The following is a 17,067-nucleotide window of genomic DNA, read 5'->3' as shown; positions in this document are numbered from 1 at the left end:
CCCCGGTCCGTACGACGGCCGCGGCCGCCGGTAGTCTCGGCGCGTGCGGCACGAGTCACCGGACAGCGGTGCGGACCTGCGCCGGCATCTGCCGGACGGCGGGACCCGGCCCGGCCACCGGCTGCGGTTCGGCTCCGGCGCCGCGGGCATCGAGCGGCTTGAGGCGTGTCTCGACGGCGAGGGATTCTCCACGCACCGCCACGACACGTACGCGATCGGGATGACGCTGCGGGGCGTGCAGACGTTCCGCTATCGCGGTGAGCAGCGGCACTGCCTGCCGGGGGATTGGCACGTCCTGCACCCCGACGAGCCGCACGACGGCGTGGCGGGCACCGACGAGGGGGTCGGCTACCGGATCATCTACCTCGACCCCGCCCTGGTCCAGGAGGCGCTGGGCGGGGCGCCGCTGCCGTTCGTCGCCGACCCCGTGATCGCGCGGCGCGACGCCGATCCCGCGCTCGCCGCGTGGCTGCGCGACATCGACGACCCGCTGGACGAGGCCGAACGGCTGACGCTCACGCTCCGGGTGGTCCGCACGCTCGTACGTCACTCCTCCGCGAGGCCGGGCAGGCGGGCTCCGCTGGCGCTGGAGGCGCTGACCCGGGTGCGCGACCTGATCGCCGACGACCCGACGACGCGGCACACGCTCGCGGAGTTCGAGCAGGTCTCGGGCCTCGACCGGTGGACGGTCGCGCGGCAGTTCCGTGAGGCGTTCGGCACCAGCCCGACACGCTTCCGCACGATGCGGCAACTCGACCTGGCCCGGCGGCTGCTGCGCGACGGCGCGCCCCTGGCCGAGGCGGCCCAGCTCGCCGGGTTCGCCGACCAGGCCCACATGTCGCGCATGTTCAAGCGGGCCTACGGCCTCACGCCCGCGAAGTGGACCGCCGCGCTCGCCTGACGATCGGCGCCGTACTCCATCGGCTGGGTGCGTTGCGCGGTTCGTGCCGGCGATCATCTCCAGCGTCGGCTTCTGAGCCCAGGTGGCATGTGTCGGCCTTCCGGGCCGTCACTGGGCGAGGACGTAGCCTCCCACCGAGGACGGGATGACGAAGGAGTCGAGCCTGCGCAGCCGGTGCGTGGTGCGGTTCACCCGATACCAGGTGTGCGTCCTGCGCAGGTCGCCGTTCACGTGACGATCGGAGCGGGTCAGCACGTCGAGATGGCCCGCCCTGTCCCAGCGGGCCGCCAGGGCGGTCTCGCCCTTGTGAAGCCGGATGGGGATGCTGCTCTTCTTCGCGGTGGCGAGGTTGCGGGTGACGACCACGTTCTTCACCGAACCGCCGGTCTTCGTCCACTTCGGGGAGGCCACGGTGACGCCGTCGGGGCCGAGATCACCCCGCATGTAGACGGACCGCCGTAACGTCACCGACCACGTGCCGGTCGCGTAGAGCACCGCTCTCCGGTTGTCGCCCGCCATCATGCGCTTGCCGTCCGGGCTGAAGTCCCAGGTCTGGTATCCCCTCGGCAGGCTGAACACCTTCCCCGTAGTCGTGTCCGCGACGCGATTCACCTCCCATTCGGAGGCGTTCACCCCGCGCATGCCGAGGAACCGGCCGCCAGGGGAGAGGGTGAGCGCGTCCATCCGGAGGTCGTCCGGCCACGTGACGGTGGGCACCTCGCGCGTCTTGCCGGTGGCGGCCGCCCAGATCGTGAGCACGCCGTCCTTGCCCGCGAAGTACGCGGCGTGGGCGCCGTCCTGGGAGACGGCGACGACGCCGGCGACGGTGTACTCGCCGGGTGCCACGGTCCTGCGGGCGCCGGGGAGCGCGACGACGCGGCCGTCGCTCAGCCAGAGCTTCAACGGGCCGCAGGGCTGGCGGCCGCCGTCGGACTGGAGGCAGGCCCCGAGACCCGCATAACGGATCACGGGCGGGGCCGTCGCGGCCTCGGCCTGGGGGATGATCATGAACGTCGCGCCGGCCACCACGGCGGCCGGCGCTATTCGAGACAGCATCCCGACATCTTCGCACGATGCCGACATCAAGGATGGTGGTCGCGTCCTGTCAGGACGGGCACTCAGAGCCCGCCGTCGACGTTGAGCACGGCGCCGGTGACATACGACGCCTGGTCCGACAGCAGCCAGGCGACCGCCTCGGCGATCTCCTCCGGCCTGCCCGGACGCCCCATCGGGATGCGGGCCGCCACCCGCTCCGCCCGCCCCGGCTCTCCGGAACGGGCGTGGATCGTGGTGTCGATCGTCCCCGGCGCGACGGCGTTGACCCGGATGCCGGCCGGGGCGAGCTCCCGGGCCAGGCCCACGGTCAGCGTCTCGACCGCAGCCTTGGTCGCGGCGTAGGCGACGTACTCGTGCGGCGAGCCCGTGCGCGCCGCGACCGAGGAGACGTTCACGATCACCCTCCCGGACGACGACGCGGACGACGACGCGGACGACGACGCGGACGCGGACGCAGACGCGGTCCAGCGCCGCGCCGCCTCCCGGCACAGCCGCACGGGCGCCACCAGGTTCACGTCGACGACCCGCCGCAGGTCGGCGTCGGTCAGACCGGTGAACGGCCCGATCCTGGTGGTCACCCCCGCGTTGTTGACCAGGCCGGTGACCTCCCCGGCCGCCTCGGCCAGCTCGAACAGCCGCTCCGGCGCGTCCTCCCCGGTCACGTCGAGCCGTACGCCGCGGACGAGGGCGCCGTCGCGGCCGAGCTCGTCCTCCAGCGCCTTGGCGTCCGTGTCGGAGCCGGAGTGGGTGAAGACGACGCCGAACCCGTCCGCGCACAGGCGGCGCACCGTGCTGCGGCCGATCCCGCGCGTCCCTCCGGTGACGATGACGACCGGGTGAGAGGTCATCGGCGTGCTCCTTCCCCGTCCGTCCTGGCCTCGATCGCGTGGACGACGGCGGCCATGTCCAGGTCGGCGTGGCCCAGCGCGAGGGTCTCGCCAAAGAGGCTATGGCAGACGTCCAGCAGCGGTGAGGCGATGCCGGCCCCACGGGCCGCCTCGGCGATGAGCCGGTTGTTCTTCAGCACGTCGGCGATGGCGGCCTGGGGGGCGAAGTCGCGCCCGGCCAGCTTGACCGCCTTCACCCGCGAGATGTCGCTCGCCATCTGGCCCGAGTTGAGCACGTCGACGAGCAGCTCGATGTCGAGGCCCTGGCGCTCGCCGAAGTGCAGCGACTCCGCGAGGCCGGTGACCGTGGTGATCAGGAAGATGTTGACCGCGAGCTTGGTCAGCAGCGCCTTGGGCGCGGGCCCGCACACCACCGTCTTGACGCACATCGGCTTCAGCAGCGGGCGGACCTCTTCAACGGCTTCCGGGCGGCCGGCGAGCATCGCCACCAGCCGCCCCTGCTCGGCCGGCACCCGGGAGCCGGAGATCGGCGCCTCGACGTAGCGGCCCCCGGCCGCGAGCACGTCGGTCTCCAGCTCCGCGGAGTAGGCGGGTGAGGTCGTGCCCATGTGCACCACGATCCGGCCGGCGACGTTGCGGGCGAAGGCGGGCGTGCCCCGCTCCAGCACCGCGTCGATCGCGGCCTCGTCGGCCAGCATGAGGATCACCACCCGCGCCCGCCGGAACACCTCGGCCGCGCTGCCCGCAACCCGCGCGCCCGCGGCGCGCAGCGGCTCGGCCCTGGCGGCCGTACGGTTCCACACCACGAGAGGGGTTCCCGCCCGGGCCAGGTTGAGCGCCATGGGCTGACCCATGATCCCGAGACCGACGAAGCCCACGTCCATCCGTTCGCCTCCCTGCGTACGTCCCGTGCCGCGGCGGCGGCACGCCGGGGACCGTTGTAGGCGACGGCGCGGCGGAGGTCTTGAACGATTGTGCCGCCCTCGCCGTCGCCGCCGCTGTCGTCGTCGCCGTTGCCGTCGCTGTCGTCACGCAGCGGCCGGCTCGCGCCGGCTCAGCGCCTCGTAGACGAGGGTTGCGGCGGCCACGACGGCGACGACGGCGCCGTAGACCAGCGAGGTGCCCCGCAGGCCCTGCGTGGTGATGGCGACCCCGGCGACCAGCGCCGGGATGCTGAACGCCAGATAGCTCACCACGTAGATCGCCGAGATCAGCGCGGCCCGCTCGTGCGGCGCCGCGAGCTGGCTGACCGTCCGGAAGGCGCCGAGGTACGCCGGCCCCCACCCGGCGCCCGCGACGAGCGCCGCCACGACGAAGAGGGGCAGCGACGACGACGCCACGGCGACGATCAGCAGGATCGTCCCGAGGAGGAGCAGCACCGTTCCCTCGCGCTGGAGGCGCTCCGGCGCGCGATTCCTGAGCAGCACCGACACGAGCGCCGAGACCGCGGCGAGCGCGCCGAGGACGAGGCCGATCGCCGCGTGGTTGTGCTCGCCGAACACCGCGCCGAGCAGCGACGCCCCGACGGAGAAGATCAGGCCGCCGAGCATCCAGGTGGAGAGCATGACCGGGACCGCGCGCAGGAACGCGCGCCTGGCCGGCGCGGGGACGAGCACCCTCGGGCGCAGCGTGGCGGCGGCGCCGGGAGTCCGCTCGACGGTCTCGGGAAGCACGGCCGTCGCGATCGCGAGGACGACGAACGCCGCCGTGAGAATCACGAAGATCAGCCGGGTGGGGTGCGGCGCGTACTCGATCAGCACCCCGCTCCCGACCGTGCCGATGCTCAGGCCCGCGGTGGTGGCCGCGCCGTTGATGAGCGATCCCAGCCGCGAGCCGTCGGCGGGTTGCAGGTCGAGCAGGTACGCACCGACCACACCGATCGCGGCGCCGGTCGCGAGGCCCTGGACGACGCGGGCGGCGACAAGGGCGGCTACGCCGTTCGCGCCGAGGAAGACGGCCATCGCGGCCGCCTCGGCGACCAGCGCCACGGCGAGGACCGGGCGGCGGCCGAGGAAGTCGGACAGCCGCCCCACGGTGAGCAGGCTGACCAGCAGCGCGAGCACGTAGACGGCGAAGATCGCCGTCAGCGTGAGGGCGCTGAAGCCGAACTCGGCCTGATAGACGGGATAAAGGGGGCTCGGCGCGCTCGAAGCGGACAGCAGGATGGCCGTGGTGCCCGCCACCAGCCAGAAGGCCGCCGCGCGCGGCAGGGCCGGGAGGCCGCGGCGTCTCACCGCCGGGGTGTCGAGGGCGTGCTGTCGTTCGTGCAGGCGACTTGTCATCGTGGCTCCGGCTATGGTTCGAAATAGTTCGAACGGTTGTAACCGCCGCGCCCCGGATTTAGTTCCAAAAATCTCGAAATGTTGGGAATGTGAGCTCCCTCACACCGAGCCGGGTCAGGCCCGTGATGCGACGTACATCGTAGGCGGCGATGACCCGGTCGGCGGCCCTCGCGCCCGCCCCTGCCGACTCCGACCGGCTCCCGCGACCGTCAGGACAGCAGCTCGTTGATCTTGTCGCGGGCGACCGTGGCGAGCACGCCCGCCTTGTGCGGCTGGCCGCGCAGGAACGCCTCGGTGAAGTGCTTGGCCTGCTCATACCTGACCTTGCCCGGCATGGGCGGCTCGTTGGGATTGACGTCGCAGTCCACCAGCGCCGGCCCGTCGTGCGCCAGTGCCTCCCGGATCGCGCCCGGCAGGTCCTTCGGGTCCTTGATCTTCGCGCCGTACGCCCCGCAGGCGCGGGCCCAGGCGGAGAAGTCGGCCTCGGGCCGCCGGTGCCGCACGGCGTACTCGGGGTAGCCGAGGATGATCTGCTCCCAGAGGATCTGCCCGTAGCTGTTGTTGTTGTTGACCACGACCTTGATGGGCAGGTCGTGCCGCACGGCCGTGAGGAAGTCGGCCATGAGCATGGCGAACCCGCCGTCGCCCACGAACGCGATCACCTGGCGGCCGGGGAAGGCGTGCTGCATCCCGATGGCGTACGGCAGGCCGGGGGCCATCGTGGCGAGGTTGCCCGACAGGTAGAACTCCCGTCCGTCGCGGATCGTCCAGTGCCGCGCGGCCCACGTCGCGATGGTCCCGGAGTCGCAGGTCAGGATGGCGTCGCCGGAGGCCGCCTCGTCGACGCAGCCCATGAGGTACTGCGGGGCGATCGGATCACGGCTCGGGTCCTCCAGCGCCCGCATGTCGCGCCGCCAGGCGTCCATCCTGCGCTGGTACTTCTCCAGAAACGACCGCTCCTTCGCCGGGCCGAGCATCGGCAGCAGCGCCCGCAGCGCGAGCCTGGCGTCGGCGGCGACCGGGGCCTCGGTCGGCCGCCGGATGCCGAGCAGGGCGGGATCGGCGTCGATCTGCACCACCCGGGCCTGCCCCTCGGGCGGCAGGTACTTCCCGTAGGGGAAGGACGTGCCGACCATCAGCAGCGTGTCGCACTCCTCCATGAGCTCCTCGCTCGGCGCGGTGCCGAGCAGGCCGAGCCCGCCGGTGGTGAGCGGATGGTCGTCGGGCACCACGAACTTCCCGGGGAGGGTCTTCACGATCGGGCTGCCCAGCCTGCCGGCGACCGCCAGCACCTCCTCGCGGGCGTGCCGCGCGCCGACGCCGACGAGCATGGCGATCTTCCGGCCCTGCCGCAGCACCTCCGCCGCCCGCGCCAGGTCCTCCTCGACCGGCCGCAGCGGCGGGAGAGAGCAGGTCGTCAGGCTCGCGGGAGGGGTGCCGGGGCTGACGTGCCGGTAGGGGTCCTCGCTCGCGGGCGCCACCTGGATGTCGTTGGGGAAGGTCAGGTGCGACACCGTCCGCCTGGTCAGCGCGGTGCGCACCGCGAGGTCGACCACGCCGGGCACCTGCTGCGGGTTGGTGACCATCAGGTTGTAGGCGGCGAGGTCCTGATAGAGACGGTCGAGGTGGACCTCCTGCTGATAGTGGGTGCCCAGCACCGAGGTCTCCTGCATGCCGGTCAGGGCCAGCACGGGCACGTGGTCGAGCTTGGCGTCGTACAGGCCGTTCAGCAGGTGGATGGCGCCCGGCCCCGAGGTCGCGGCGCACACGCCGAGTCGGCCGGTCGCCTTCGCGTAGCCGGTCGCCATGAACGCGGCGGCCTCCTCGTGGTGCACCAGGATGAAGCGTAGCTTCTCCCGGTGCCGGCGGAACCCCTCCATCAGGCCGTTGATCCCGTCACCGGGGAGCCCGAAGATCGTGTCGACCCCCCACTCCACCAGCCGCCGGGCCAGGCTCTCACCCACGATCTCGGTCATGTCCGCCTCCGATTGCATTCGACCGTACGGGCGGGTTCCGCGACGGTCCCGTTCAGCGTTCCGCGACGGTCCCGGTCAGCGGGAGGCGGCACGGTGGCCGCACCACCAGCCGAGGGCGTACGCGGAGACGAGACCGGCGGCGACGGCCAGCCGCTTCGGTGAGGACACGGCCGACCTGACCTGCTTCAGGGCGCCCTTCGGGTCGGCCACGGCACCCGCGACGCTGCCGATCGCCGACGTCAGGGTGTCGCCCGCGCGCTTCACCACGGTGCTCTGCACGTTCATGATCGACACCTCGTATGCGACACCTGCGTCATCGACACCTTCGTGATCGACACCTTCGTGATCCGGCATCGAACGGCTCGCCCGATGGGCCCTTCCCGGCACCCGTACGCGTAAACGACGCCGCAGGTCACGGGGATTTGGGGTGCGGCAGACCGGCGCATCACGTCGCCTCGCGACGGGTATCGTCGGCCTGCCCGGCCTGCCCGGCCTGCCCGGCCTGCCCGGTTTTCACGGGGCCGGAGGGCAGCAGGAAGCTCGCCAGGAAGCTCACCCCCAGCAGGCCGACGATGACCCACAGGGCCTGCTCGCTCGAGCGGAGGAAGACCGCGACGGTGGCCGCCGTCTCCGTGGCGTTGCCTGCCAGCAGGCTGAAGAAGACGGTGCCGATGACGGCGATCCCCGCCGCGGAGCCGAGCTGCACCGTCGTGTTCACGACCCCGGAGGCCGAGCCCGCGTGGCGCGCGGAGACCCGGGCCAGGGCGATGTTCACGAGGGTCGCCGAGACGCAGGCCAGGCCGATGCCGGCGACGACCATGGCGGGAAGCAGATTCCAGGGGCTGAGGCCGGCGCCGTTGCGGTGCAGGGTGTAGATCATGCCGGCCACCGCGCCCCCCATCACGACGGAGCCGACGGCGACCACCAGGCGGCCGGCACGCGGGGCGAGCCGGGTGGCCGCCCCCGAGCCGATGATCACGCCGAACGCGAACGGGAGGAAGGTCAGGCCCGCGCGGAGCGGGGTGTAGCCGAGCGCGATCTGCAGGTGCAGCGTCAGGACGAAGAAAAAGCTGCCGCCGGTGAAGAAGACCAAGGCCACCACCAGGCCGGGAATGACGCCTCGCTCCCGGAACAGGCCGAGGTCGACGAGCGGGGAGTCGTCCCTGCGGGTCCTGCCCCGCTCGTACGCCACAAAGATGACCAGCAGGGGGAGAGCGGCCGCCATCGAGATGAAGGTCCACAGAGGCCGGCCGAGCTCGCGGCCCTGCACCAGTGGGTAGAACACCGCCACCAGGGCGAGCGTGATGAGCACGACGCCGACGAGATCGAGCCGGCGCGTGTGCTCGGCCCGGGACTCGGGCATGAGCGCGGCGGTGCCGAGGAAGGCGGCGGCACCGATCGGAACGTTGATCAGGAAGATGGTGCGCCAGCCCCAGCCGAAGAGGTCGGCGTCGATGAGCAGACCTCCCAGCAGCGGCCCGCTGACGCCGGCGAGGGCCAGGACCATGCCGTACAGGCCGAGTGCCCGGGGACGCTCCGCGGCGCTGAAACCGACCTGGATGTAGGTCAGGACCTGCGGGATCATCACCGCGGCCAGCGCGCCCTGCAGGACGCGCGCGCCGATCAGGGTCTCGGGGCCCTGCGCGGCCCCCGCCAGCGCCGAGGCGATCGTGAAGCCCACGATGCCGGCGAGGAAGGTCTTCTTGCGGCCGAAGACGTCGCCGAGGCGGCCGCCGGTGATGAGCATGAGCGCGAAGGCCAGGGCATAGCCGGCCGCCACCCACTGCAGGTCGGCGTCGGTGGCCCGGAGGTCCTTCTGTATCTCCGGCAGGCCCACGGTGACGATGGTGTTGTCCACCAGGTCCATGAAGGCGGCGAGGAGAACGACAAGGAGCGCGGGCCACCGCCTGGCGCTCGGCCCTGCCTCGGGACCGGACGCTCGCGCGTCCTGTGACGTGACGGACATGGAACGACGCTCCTGACTGCCGGGGATCGAGGAGGGCCCCGGGATCCCGGCCGAAGTAGTCTCTTTTGTAGAGCAAGCAATTTACTTCACTGAGCTAAGTCTCTTAGGAGACTAAGAGAATTTGGAGGCGACGTCAATGGCGGAGGTCTCGCGTCCGGAGCTGCTCGTGTCGATCAGGGAGGCGGTGCGGGCCTACACGGCCAGGGCGGTCCTCTACAGTCAGGCGATCGCCGACCAGATGGGGCTGAACGCCACCGACGCCCGGTGTCTCGACATCCTGAGCAGGAAGGGGCCGATAACCGCCGGTCAGCTCGCCGAGCTCACCGGGTTGACCAGCGGCGCCGTCACCGGCGTGATCGACCGCTTGGAGAAGCCGGGGTACGTCCGCCGGGTCCGCGACGCCGGGGACCGGCGGAGAGTGATCATCGAGCCGATCCCGGAGCACGAACTGCCCATCAACGCCTCGATGGAGGCCGGCGTCAGGACGCTTGACGAGCTGCTGGAGGACTACAGCGACGAGCAGCTCGCGGTGATCCACGACTTTCTGCGCCGCTCGGTCGCCATGACCGAGCGCGCGACGGCGGGCGCGCGGGAGCGCCCGGGCCGATAGCGGTCAGAGGAGGCCGGCGGAGAGCCCGCTCATCCGGGATGACGACGGAGCAGGAGCATCGCGGCGTCGTCGGGGAAGGGGCCGCCGGCGTGGCGCAGCAGGTCGGCGCGCAGCCCGTCGAGGGCCACCTGGGGATCGGTGCCGCGCAGCAGATGGGCCCGCTCCGTGAGCGGGTAGAAGCGGCCCTGCCGGTCGCGGCACTCGATCACGCCGTCGGTGTAGAAGAGGATCTGGTCGCCCTCCTCGAACGGCACCCGGTGGGGCTTGGGCCGCGGCGAGCCGAGCCCGCCGAGCCCCAGCGGGAGGGCCTCCTCCTGCGGCTCCGCGAAATACACGCCGCCGTCGCGCCGCAGCACGAGCGGGGCGGGGTGGCCGCAGTTGAGCAGCGAGATCTCCCCCTCGTGCACCTCCGCGAGTATGGCGGTGACGAACTTCTCGCCGCTCAGGTGCCGGGCCAGGCTGGTCTCCACCCGCTCGACCACACCGGCGAGCTCGGACTGGTCGTAGGCCGCCTCGCGGAACGCGCCGAGCACCCACGCCGCGGTCTCCACCGCCTCCAGGCCCTTGCCCTGCACGTCGCCGATGAGGATCCGCACGCCCTCCGGGGTGGTCACCACCTCGTAGAGGTCGCCGCCGATCTGGGCCTCCGCCGCGGCGGAGGTGTAGGAGAGCGCGATCCGCAGGTCGCTCGCGCGGCGGGGGACCGGGCGCAGGAGCACCCGCTGGGCCGCCTCGGCGACCAGCCGGACGTTGGCCAGCTCGCGCTCGCGCCGGTTGCGCAGGCGGCTGGCCAGCATGCTCGCGCCGGTGACGCCGACGATCGCCGTCAGGGTGAGATTGTTGCTCGTACGGCCGAGCAGGCCGTCGTACACGGCGAGGGGGACGCAGATGACGAGGGCCAGCAGCCCCACCACGGCCGTGCGGCGCACGCTACCCGCGACCGACGCGAAGGCCGGGCCCAGCGTGAGGAGCGGCAGGAAGCCCACCCCCGGCCCGGTGATCAGGTCGACGATGACGACCAGGAGAATCGCGATGAACGGCAACGCACGCAAGATGCTCTGGGAACTCATCGCGACTCCATAGCCGGCCCCCACGTCAGCACATGATTCCTTTGGTGGCTTTACTCTTTCCCGCGTAGTGAACACGACACTCCCCTATGCCCGCGACGGATGGCACCATTTCGGGCCGGACGGTCAAGTCGCGGCGGGCCCCACCTGATCACTACGAGTAGTGACGTTACTCGAATTCGTGACGCCGTGGCCGGTAAAGCAGGACATCCGGCCTTCCTCGCTCGCCGTCACGGCAGCTCCGCGAAGCGTTCGACCTGGTCCGTACGGCCGGACACGATGATGACGTCGCCATAGCCGAGCTCGGTCTCGGCGGTGGCGTAGGTGAACTCCTCGTCCGGCCGCTTGACCGCCACCACCGTCACCCCGTACTTGCGGCGCAGGCTCGACTCGCCGAGGGGCACTCCGACGTACTCCTTGGGCGGGAGGGTCTTGACCAGAGCGAAGTTCTCGTCGACCTCCATGTAGTCGAGCAGCCGCCCGCTCACCAGGTGGGCCACGCGCTCGCCCATGTCGTGCTCGGGGAAGACCACGTGCTGGACGCCGATCCGGCTGAGGATGCGGCCGTGCTGCCGGCTCACGGCCTTGGCCCAGATGTCGTCGATCTCCATCTCGACCAGCAGCGACGAGGTGAGGATGCTCGCCTCCAGGTCGCTGCCGATGGCGCACACCGCGCGGTAGAAGTCCGGCAGGCCGAGCTGGCGCAACGCCTCGGGGTCGGTGGCGTCGGCCGTGGCGATGTGCGTGATCTGGCCCGCGAGGCTCTGCACCACCTTGGGGCGGTGGTCGATGGCGAGCACCTCGGTGCCGCGCCGCACCAGCTCCAGGGCGAGCGCGGTGCCGAAGCGGCCGAGACCGATCACGGCCACGGGGTCGTTTCTCATGTCAGCCAACGATGACCTCCTCCTCCGGTAATTCATAGCGCCGTCCGCGCTCCTTGAGCGCCAGGGCGGAGCCCAGCGTGAGCGGGCCGATCCGGCCGACGAACATCAGCAGCGTGAGAAGCACCTGCGCGGCGGGGGAGGCGGCCGAGGCCACGCCGACGGACAGCCCGGTCGTGCCGAAGGCTGAGACGACCTCGAACAGCACGTGGTCGAGGGACTGTGGCGACAGCACCAGCAGGACGTAGGTGAAGAGCGCGACCAGGGCCACGCTCAGCACGGTCAGCGAGACCGCCTGCCGCTGCGCGGCCTCGGTGAGGCGGCGGTGGCCGATGTTCACCCGGCTCTCGCCGCGCAGCTCGGCCCAGACGATGAAGGTCAGCAGGCCCAGCGTGGTGACCTTGATGCCGCCCGCGGTGCCCGCGCTGCCGCCGCCGACGAACATCAGCAGCTCGGTGACGAGCCAGCTTGAGGGGTGCATCTGCGTGATGTCGAGGCTGTTGAACCCGGCGCTGCGCGGCATGACGGCGGTGAAGAACGCGGCGAGCAGCTTGCCGTGCTCGTCCATCGGCCCGAGCGTGCGGGGGTTGGTCCACTCCGTGACGAGGAAGACCAGGGTGCCGCCCGCCAGCAGGACGGCGGTGACCGTGAGCGTGATGCGGGTCAGCAGCGACCAGCGGCTCGGGCGGCGCCAGGATCGGCGCAGCTCGAACACCACGGGATAGCCGAGCCCGCCCACGATCACCGCCGCCGCGACGGTCAGGCAGACCCAGGGATCGGCGGCGAACCGCATGAGGCTGTCGGGCCACAGCGCGAAACCGGCGTTGTTGAACGACGAGACCGCGTGGAACAGGCCCAGGTAGAGGCCGCGCCCGACGGGCTCGCCGTAGCCGAGCACGAACCTGAGCGTGAGGACGGTTCCCACGACCGCCTCGCACGTCAGGTTGAACAGCACCACCTTGCCCACGACGCGGCGCAGGTCGCTGCCGTTGAGCACCCGGGTCTCGGCCTGCGCGGACAACCGGGCCCGCAGGCCCAGCCTGCGCGAGACGAGCAGGGTGAAGACGGTCGCCAGGGTCATGATGCCGAGACCGCCCACCTGGATCAGCACGGCGATGACCACCTCGCCGAACGCCGACCAGTGCGTGGCCGTGTCGACGACGGTCAGCCCGTTCACGCACACCGCCGACGTCGCGGTGAACAGGGCGGTGAGCCAGTCCGCGGGCACTCCGGAGGCCGTGGCGAGCGGGCTGGACAGCAGGACGGTCCCCAGGATGATCGTCACCCCGAACACCGTCGTGATCACCTGCGCCGGCTGGTTGAAACGCGCCACCATGGCCCAGAACAGCTTCATGCGCGAGGCTCTCCGCCGTCGCGGTCCCGTACGCGTCCGCGCGGGCGGCCACGTCGGGCGGGGATCCCGCGCCCGTGGCCGAGGCGGCGGGCCGACTGCGATACCACCGAGACCTCCGTGGGGGCAGCGGACGACGGCGCCGACCCGACTTCCCGGCACACCGCGGCCTACCGTAACAGCACCTTTCCGCCCGGGCACATCGGGGCTGTCACCGCCGGAGGGAATTCCGATCAGCCGGACGTGGCCGCGAACGGGCCGCCTGCGCCGAACACGAGCCGGGCGAAGTTGTCGCCGATGCGGCGATGTCCCGCAGGGCCGGGGTGCACCTCGTCGGGCAGCGGCAGTTCCGCGTAGTCGGCCTCGCCGTAAAGGTCGCGGCCGTCGAGGTAGTGCAGGTGCGGGTCGTCGGACGCCCGCCGCAGCACGATCCGGGCGAGCTCGTCGCGTACGACGTTGAGCGTCAGCCGCCCGGCGGCGCGCTCGGCCGGGTCGCCCGTGGCCCTGAACCGCACGGTCCCGCCCTGGAAGTCGGGCGCGAGCGGGCCGGGGGTGTCCTCCTGCACCGGGCACAGGATGGAGGACACGACCAGCAGCGGCGTGGCCGGGTGTCCCTCGCGGATCGTGTCGAGGAAGCCGTGGACCGCGGGGGTGAACGCGCGCAGGCGCATCACGTCGCCGTTGACGATGTTGATGCCGATCTTGACGCTGATCAGGTCGGCGGGGGTGTCCCGTATCGTGCGGGCGGTGAACGGGTCGAGCATCGCGCTGCCGCCGAACCCCAGGTTGATCAGCTCGACTCCGCCCGCGGCGGCGGCGAGGGCGGGCCAGATGGCGGTGGGGTGGGCGGCGTTCGAGCCGTGGCTGATGGAGCTGCCGTGGTGCAGCCACACCCTGCGCCCGCCGTCCGGCGCCGGCTCGATCGGGGCGTCGGTGCGCAGGGCGATCAGCTCGGTGATCTCCGTATGCGGAAGCCAGATCTCGACGGTCTTGTCGCGCGCGGGCAGATCGGCGAACCGGGCGGTTCCCGGAGGCCCCTCCCGCAGCTCGACCGACTGGGTGGCCATGTCGATCACCCGGACGTTGCCGCCGCTCACGGTCGCCTGGGCCGTGAGGCGGCCGTCGACGAGCAGGTCGTAGGCGCCGTCCGCCGGGGCGGGCAGGCCCAGATAGGCCCTCTTGGTGGGCAGCGCGTCGAGCTCGACGGTGGTCGCCCGGGTCCGGAACGCCAGCCGTACGCCGGACGGCTGGGCCTCGGCCATGGCCAGTTGCCCGTCGGGGATCTGCCGGCGGGCCCAGGCGGGCAGCCGGTGCGGCAGCAGGCCGTGCGCCGTGCGTTCCACATCGAGGGCACCGCGCAGGAGGTCGGCGGTGACGGGTGTGGTGATTCGGTCGTGTTCGATGCTCATCGCCTCAGCCTGTTCGTGATCAGGGCGTGGTCCGGTTGCGCAGCATGGAGTCGAGGGAGTCGACGATCCAGGACCAGGATTCGTCCGGGTCGACGGCGGTGTGGCTGAAGCCTCCGCTCATCTCCAGGTCGACGTAGCCGTGGAAGACGCTGCCCAGCATCCGCACCGCGTGTGTCTGGTCCGGCTCCGCGATGTCGTAACCGCGCAGGATGGCCCGTGTCATCTGGGCGTGCCTGACCCCGGCGCTGGCTGCCGCCGCCTCGGGGTCGAGCCTGAACCGGGCGGCGGCGTAGCGGCCGGGATGCTCCCGGGCGTAGTCGCGGTAGGCGGCGGCGAAGGCCGCCAGGGCGTCCCTGCCGGCGCGCCCGGCCAGCGCGTCGGCGACCCGGTCGGCGAGCTCCTCCAGCGCCAGCAGGGCGATCCCGGTCTTGAGGTCATGTGAGCTCTTCACATGCGAGTACAGACTCGCGACCTTGACGCCGAACCGCCGGGCCAGCGCCGAGATCGTCACATGCTCGAAGCCGACCTCGTCGGCCAGCTCCGCTCCCGCCCTGATCAGGCGTTCCGTGGTCAGTCCCGCACGCGCCACTACCCTCTCCCTACGTTGCCTTCAATGATTATGTAATTACCTAATACATATAGGCAAATCGTACCGCAATGTGCGGTGCGCTTGAATATCATGGCTGCCGATATATGCTGGGGGTCGTGACTACACGGGCGATGACGGAACCGGCGTTCCTCGTTCTCACCGCACTCGTCGACGAGCCGCGGCACGGCTACGGCATCGCGCAGGAGGTCGAGCGGCTCTCCGGAGGGCATGTCCACCTCAAGATCGGCACCCTGTACGGCGTGCTCGACCGGCTCGCCGCCGACGGGTGGGTGGAGGCGGACCGCGAGGAGGTGCGGCAGGGACGGCTGCGCCGCTACTACCGGCTGACCGACGAGGGGGCGCGGGCGCTGGAGGAGGAGGCCGTACGGCTGGCCGACAACGCGCGCCGCGCCGTCGAACGGCTGCGGCTCAGACAGGGGCTCAAACAGGGGCCCAGGCAGGGGTTCGGTAAGGGGCTCAGCGAGGCGGGAGGGCCGGCATGAGCGAGCGCCACGACGAACGCAGCGTGCTCGAGGAGCGCTACAGACGGTGGCTGCGGCTGCTGGCCGTCGCGGTCCTCGTCCTGTCCTGCGTGCTGGTGCCGCCGCCCATGACGGGGTGGGAGAACGCGGTGCGCTGGGCCTGCTCGCTCCTGCCTGCCCTGGTCCCGGCGCTGGCGCTGTCGACCGGGTTCCATCGCGACGCCCCGCCGCCCCGCCTGCCCGCGCGGCGGGCCCGGCTCCTGCTCGTGCTCCCGCTCGCGGCGGGGTGTGGACGCGGGAAGAGGTCCCACGACGGGAAAGCCGCCCCCGGTGGCCGGGGGCGGCATCGGTCGTGCGGGGGAGCCGGGAGCTATGCCCAGGGCTGGGAGACGACCCAGCTCACGTCGTTGCTCCACTGGTTGGCGTTGTCGAAGGCGTTCGATCCGCCGTTGCTCGCGATGTAGACGGTGTTGTTGTAGTGGCGCAGGAACCGGTTCGGGAAGTTGTAGGAGGCGAACGACGTGCCCTGGCCGTTCTTGCCCGCCTGCGGGCAGAAGGTGGCGTCCTGGGCGAACAGCGAGCTGCCGTCGTCGCGCTGCCGGTAGAGCTGGTAGTAGCTGTGCCGCAGGTAGTCGCCGGGGTAGTTCCTCGACTCGAACGACACGCACGAACTGTTGGCCAGGCCGCTGCGCACGATCCAGGTGGCGTCGTTCTTGTCCAGCGTGGAGCTGGACGAGGTGATCACCGAGGTGATCGCGTTGTCGTTCTGGTGCCGGATGTAGCGGTCGGTGTAGCCCGGTGTGGTCGCGCGCAGCGAGATCGCCGAGCCGGGGGTGAGCGTGCCGTTCTGGACGCCGCCCGACGCCGTGGCGTATCCGGCGGCGACGATGTTGGCCTGCACCGCGTTCTCGGTGGCGTCGGACGGATAACCGGACGTCATCACGCCCTCATAGAAGGTGCCCCTGGCGCTGACGCTGTTGTCGCCGCCGATGCCGAGGATGATGGCGCCTTCCTTCTTCATCGGGTTGTAGCCCGCGACGTTGGGCCGCACTCCGTTGTAGAAGGTCGACAGGCCGCCCGATTGGGCGTTGCCGCCGCGGATGGCCCAGTGGTTGGGCTCACCCTTGAGGATGGCGGTCAGGAACCGGTGGCTGATGCTCGGGTTGCCCGCGTTGTAGTGCTGGTTGACGCCGGAGAACAGGCCGTTCTCCAGGTCGGCCATGATCCAGGGGCCGTTGCCCGCGCCGTAGCCCCAGTAGTTGTTGTTGCCGAAGTAGATGGCCTCCATCGTGCCGTTGCCGTTGTCGCGGCTGTTGGTCTCGGCGTTGCCGTAGTCGAAGCAGCAGCCGTTGTTGTAGTGGGTGCCGTCGAAGATGGCGTACATGCCCTCGGGCTGGTCGCCTCTGGCCACGCCGTTGGTGTTGTTGTTGCGGTAGCCGGTGCCGGGAGAGATGTAGACGCCGTACGCCTTGTGGCCGCCGACGGTGACCGGCGCGGCGGTCGCGACGGCGAGGTTGTCGTAGCCGCCCGCGGCCGGGCCGGAGAACCCCCCGGGAGGCGCCTGGGTGAGGCGGTTGTTGCGGCCGGACTGGTCGTAGATGATCGTGATCACGCAGGTGGTGCCGGCGCAGAACGAGTCCTGCGTCGCG

The 17,067-nt window shown here is 71.3% G+C and carries 16 protein-coding genes and 1 pseudogene; 4 read left to right on the top strand and 13 right to left on the bottom strand.

The features are described 5' to 3' along the window. The first annotated feature begins 43 nt into the window (after nt 1-43). The gene (locus tag FLV34_RS24935) at nt 44-901 is read left to right on the top strand and encodes an AraC family transcriptional regulator (protein ID WP_261985889.1); all 858 of its coding nucleotides are present in this window, start codon (nt 44-46) and stop codon (nt 899-901) included. A gap of 108 nt (nt 902-1,009) precedes the next feature. Here the strand turns inward: FLV34_RS24935 and FLV34_RS24930 are convergent, their stop codons facing one another. From FLV34_RS24930 to FLV34_RS24900, 7 genes and pseudogenes are all read right to left on the bottom strand, one after another. Continuing rightward, nucleotides 1,010-1,957 carry a hypothetical protein gene (locus tag FLV34_RS24930; RefSeq protein ID WP_147944226.1) on the bottom strand — a complete coding sequence of 316 codons (948 nt, stop codon included), beginning with the start codon at nt 1,955-1,957 and terminating at the stop codon, nt 1,010-1,012. Between the two features lie 62 nt (nt 1,958-2,019). Continuing rightward, nucleotides 2,020-2,805 carry an SDR family NAD(P)-dependent oxidoreductase gene (locus FLV34_RS24925; RefSeq protein ID WP_147944225.1) on the bottom strand — a complete coding sequence of 262 codons (786 nt, stop codon included), beginning with the start codon at nt 2,803-2,805 and terminating at the stop codon, nt 2,020-2,022. Next, nucleotides 2,802-3,698 (bottom strand): annotated as a pseudogene (locus FLV34_RS24920) (NAD(P)-dependent oxidoreductase); the annotation flags it as partial. The gene FLV34_RS24925 and the pseudogene FLV34_RS24920, both read right to left, overlap by 4 nt. 135 nt (nt 3,699-3,833) lie before the next feature. Continuing rightward, a complete protein-coding gene (locus FLV34_RS24915; protein WP_142648750.1) occupies nt 3,834-5,087 on the bottom strand; it encodes an MFS transporter in 1,254 nt (417 codons plus the stop codon). A gap of 209 nt (nt 5,088-5,296) precedes the next feature. Then, entirely contained in the window at nt 5,297-7,063 is a 1,767-nt protein-coding gene (locus FLV34_RS24910) for a thiamine pyrophosphate-dependent enzyme (protein ID WP_147944223.1), read from the bottom strand. A gap of 75 nt (nt 7,064-7,138) precedes the next feature. Next, nucleotides 7,139-7,348, bottom strand: a complete 210-nt coding sequence (locus FLV34_RS24905; protein WP_147944222.1) for a hypothetical protein — start codon at nt 7,346-7,348, stop codon at nt 7,139-7,141. A 160-nt stretch (nt 7,349-7,508) separates the two neighbouring features. Continuing rightward, the gene (locus tag FLV34_RS24900; RefSeq protein ID WP_147944221.1) at nt 7,509-9,029 is read right to left on the bottom strand and encodes an MFS transporter; all 1,521 of its coding nucleotides are present in this window, start codon (nt 9,027-9,029) and stop codon (nt 7,509-7,511) included. 136 nt (nt 9,030-9,165) lie between these two features. On the opposite strand from FLV34_RS24900, the gene FLV34_RS24895 reads away from it, so the two are divergent. Continuing rightward, on the top strand, nt 9,166-9,639 hold the full coding sequence (locus tag FLV34_RS24895) for a MarR family winged helix-turn-helix transcriptional regulator (protein WP_142648746.1): 474 nt from the start codon (nt 9,166-9,168) through the stop codon (nt 9,637-9,639). Between the two features lie 29 nt (nt 9,640-9,668). On the opposite strand, the gene FLV34_RS24890 is transcribed toward FLV34_RS24895, so the two are convergent. From FLV34_RS24890 to FLV34_RS24870, 5 genes are all read right to left on the bottom strand, one after another. Beyond that, nucleotides 9,669-10,709, bottom strand: a complete 1,041-nt coding sequence (locus FLV34_RS24890; RefSeq protein WP_147944220.1) for a PP2C family protein-serine/threonine phosphatase — start codon at nt 10,707-10,709, stop codon at nt 9,669-9,671. A 227-nt stretch (nt 10,710-10,936) separates the two neighbouring features. Continuing rightward, nucleotides 10,937-11,590: a TrkA family potassium uptake protein gene (locus tag FLV34_RS24885; RefSeq protein WP_240971594.1), complete on the bottom strand. Its 654-nt coding sequence runs from the start codon at nt 11,588-11,590 to the stop codon at nt 10,937-10,939. Between the two features lies 1 nt (nt 11,591). Beyond that, nucleotides 11,592-12,941, bottom strand: a complete 1,350-nt coding sequence (locus FLV34_RS24880) for a TrkH family potassium uptake protein (protein ID WP_142648744.1) — start codon at nt 12,939-12,941, stop codon at nt 11,592-11,594. Nucleotides 12,942-13,171: 230 nt separating this feature from the next. After that, nucleotides 13,172-14,347, bottom strand: a complete 1,176-nt coding sequence (locus FLV34_RS24875; RefSeq protein ID WP_142648743.1) for a GDSL-type esterase/lipase family protein — start codon at nt 14,345-14,347, stop codon at nt 13,172-13,174. 19 nt (nt 14,348-14,366) lie between these two features. Beyond that, nucleotides 14,367-14,936 carry a TetR/AcrR family transcriptional regulator gene (locus FLV34_RS24870; RefSeq protein ID WP_147944219.1) on the bottom strand — a complete coding sequence of 190 codons (570 nt, stop codon included), beginning with the start codon at nt 14,934-14,936 and terminating at the stop codon, nt 14,367-14,369. 116 nt (nt 14,937-15,052) lie between these two features. Between FLV34_RS24870 and FLV34_RS24865 the strand changes: the two genes are divergently transcribed. Together FLV34_RS24865 and FLV34_RS24860 are read left to right on the top strand one after the other, a co-directional pair. Then, nucleotides 15,053-15,439, top strand: coding sequence for a PadR family transcriptional regulator (locus FLV34_RS24865; protein ID WP_261985888.1), 387 nt, complete (start codon nt 15,053-15,055; stop codon nt 15,437-15,439). Further along, nucleotides 15,436-15,882, top strand: a complete 447-nt coding sequence (locus FLV34_RS24860) for a hypothetical protein (RefSeq protein WP_142648741.1) — start codon at nt 15,436-15,438, stop codon at nt 15,880-15,882. The genes FLV34_RS24865 and FLV34_RS24860 overlap by 4 nt, the downstream gene beginning before the upstream one ends. On the opposite strand, the gene FLV34_RS24855 is transcribed toward FLV34_RS24860, so the two are convergent. Then, nucleotides 15,789-17,067 (bottom strand): alpha-L-arabinofuranosidase B (locus tag FLV34_RS24855; protein ID WP_147944218.1); only part of this gene is annotated, 1,279 nt, incomplete at its 5' end. The two genes, FLV34_RS24860 and FLV34_RS24855, sit on opposite strands and share 94 nt — an antisense overlap.

It is taken from the genome of Microbispora sp. CSR-4 (genome assembly GCF_008033685.1).
Taxonomy (GTDB): Bacteria; Actinomycetota; Actinomycetes; order Streptosporangiales; family Streptosporangiaceae; genus Microbispora.
Note: the sequence above shows the minus strand (reverse complement) of the source record. Positions and strands in the feature narration are given on the sequence as shown.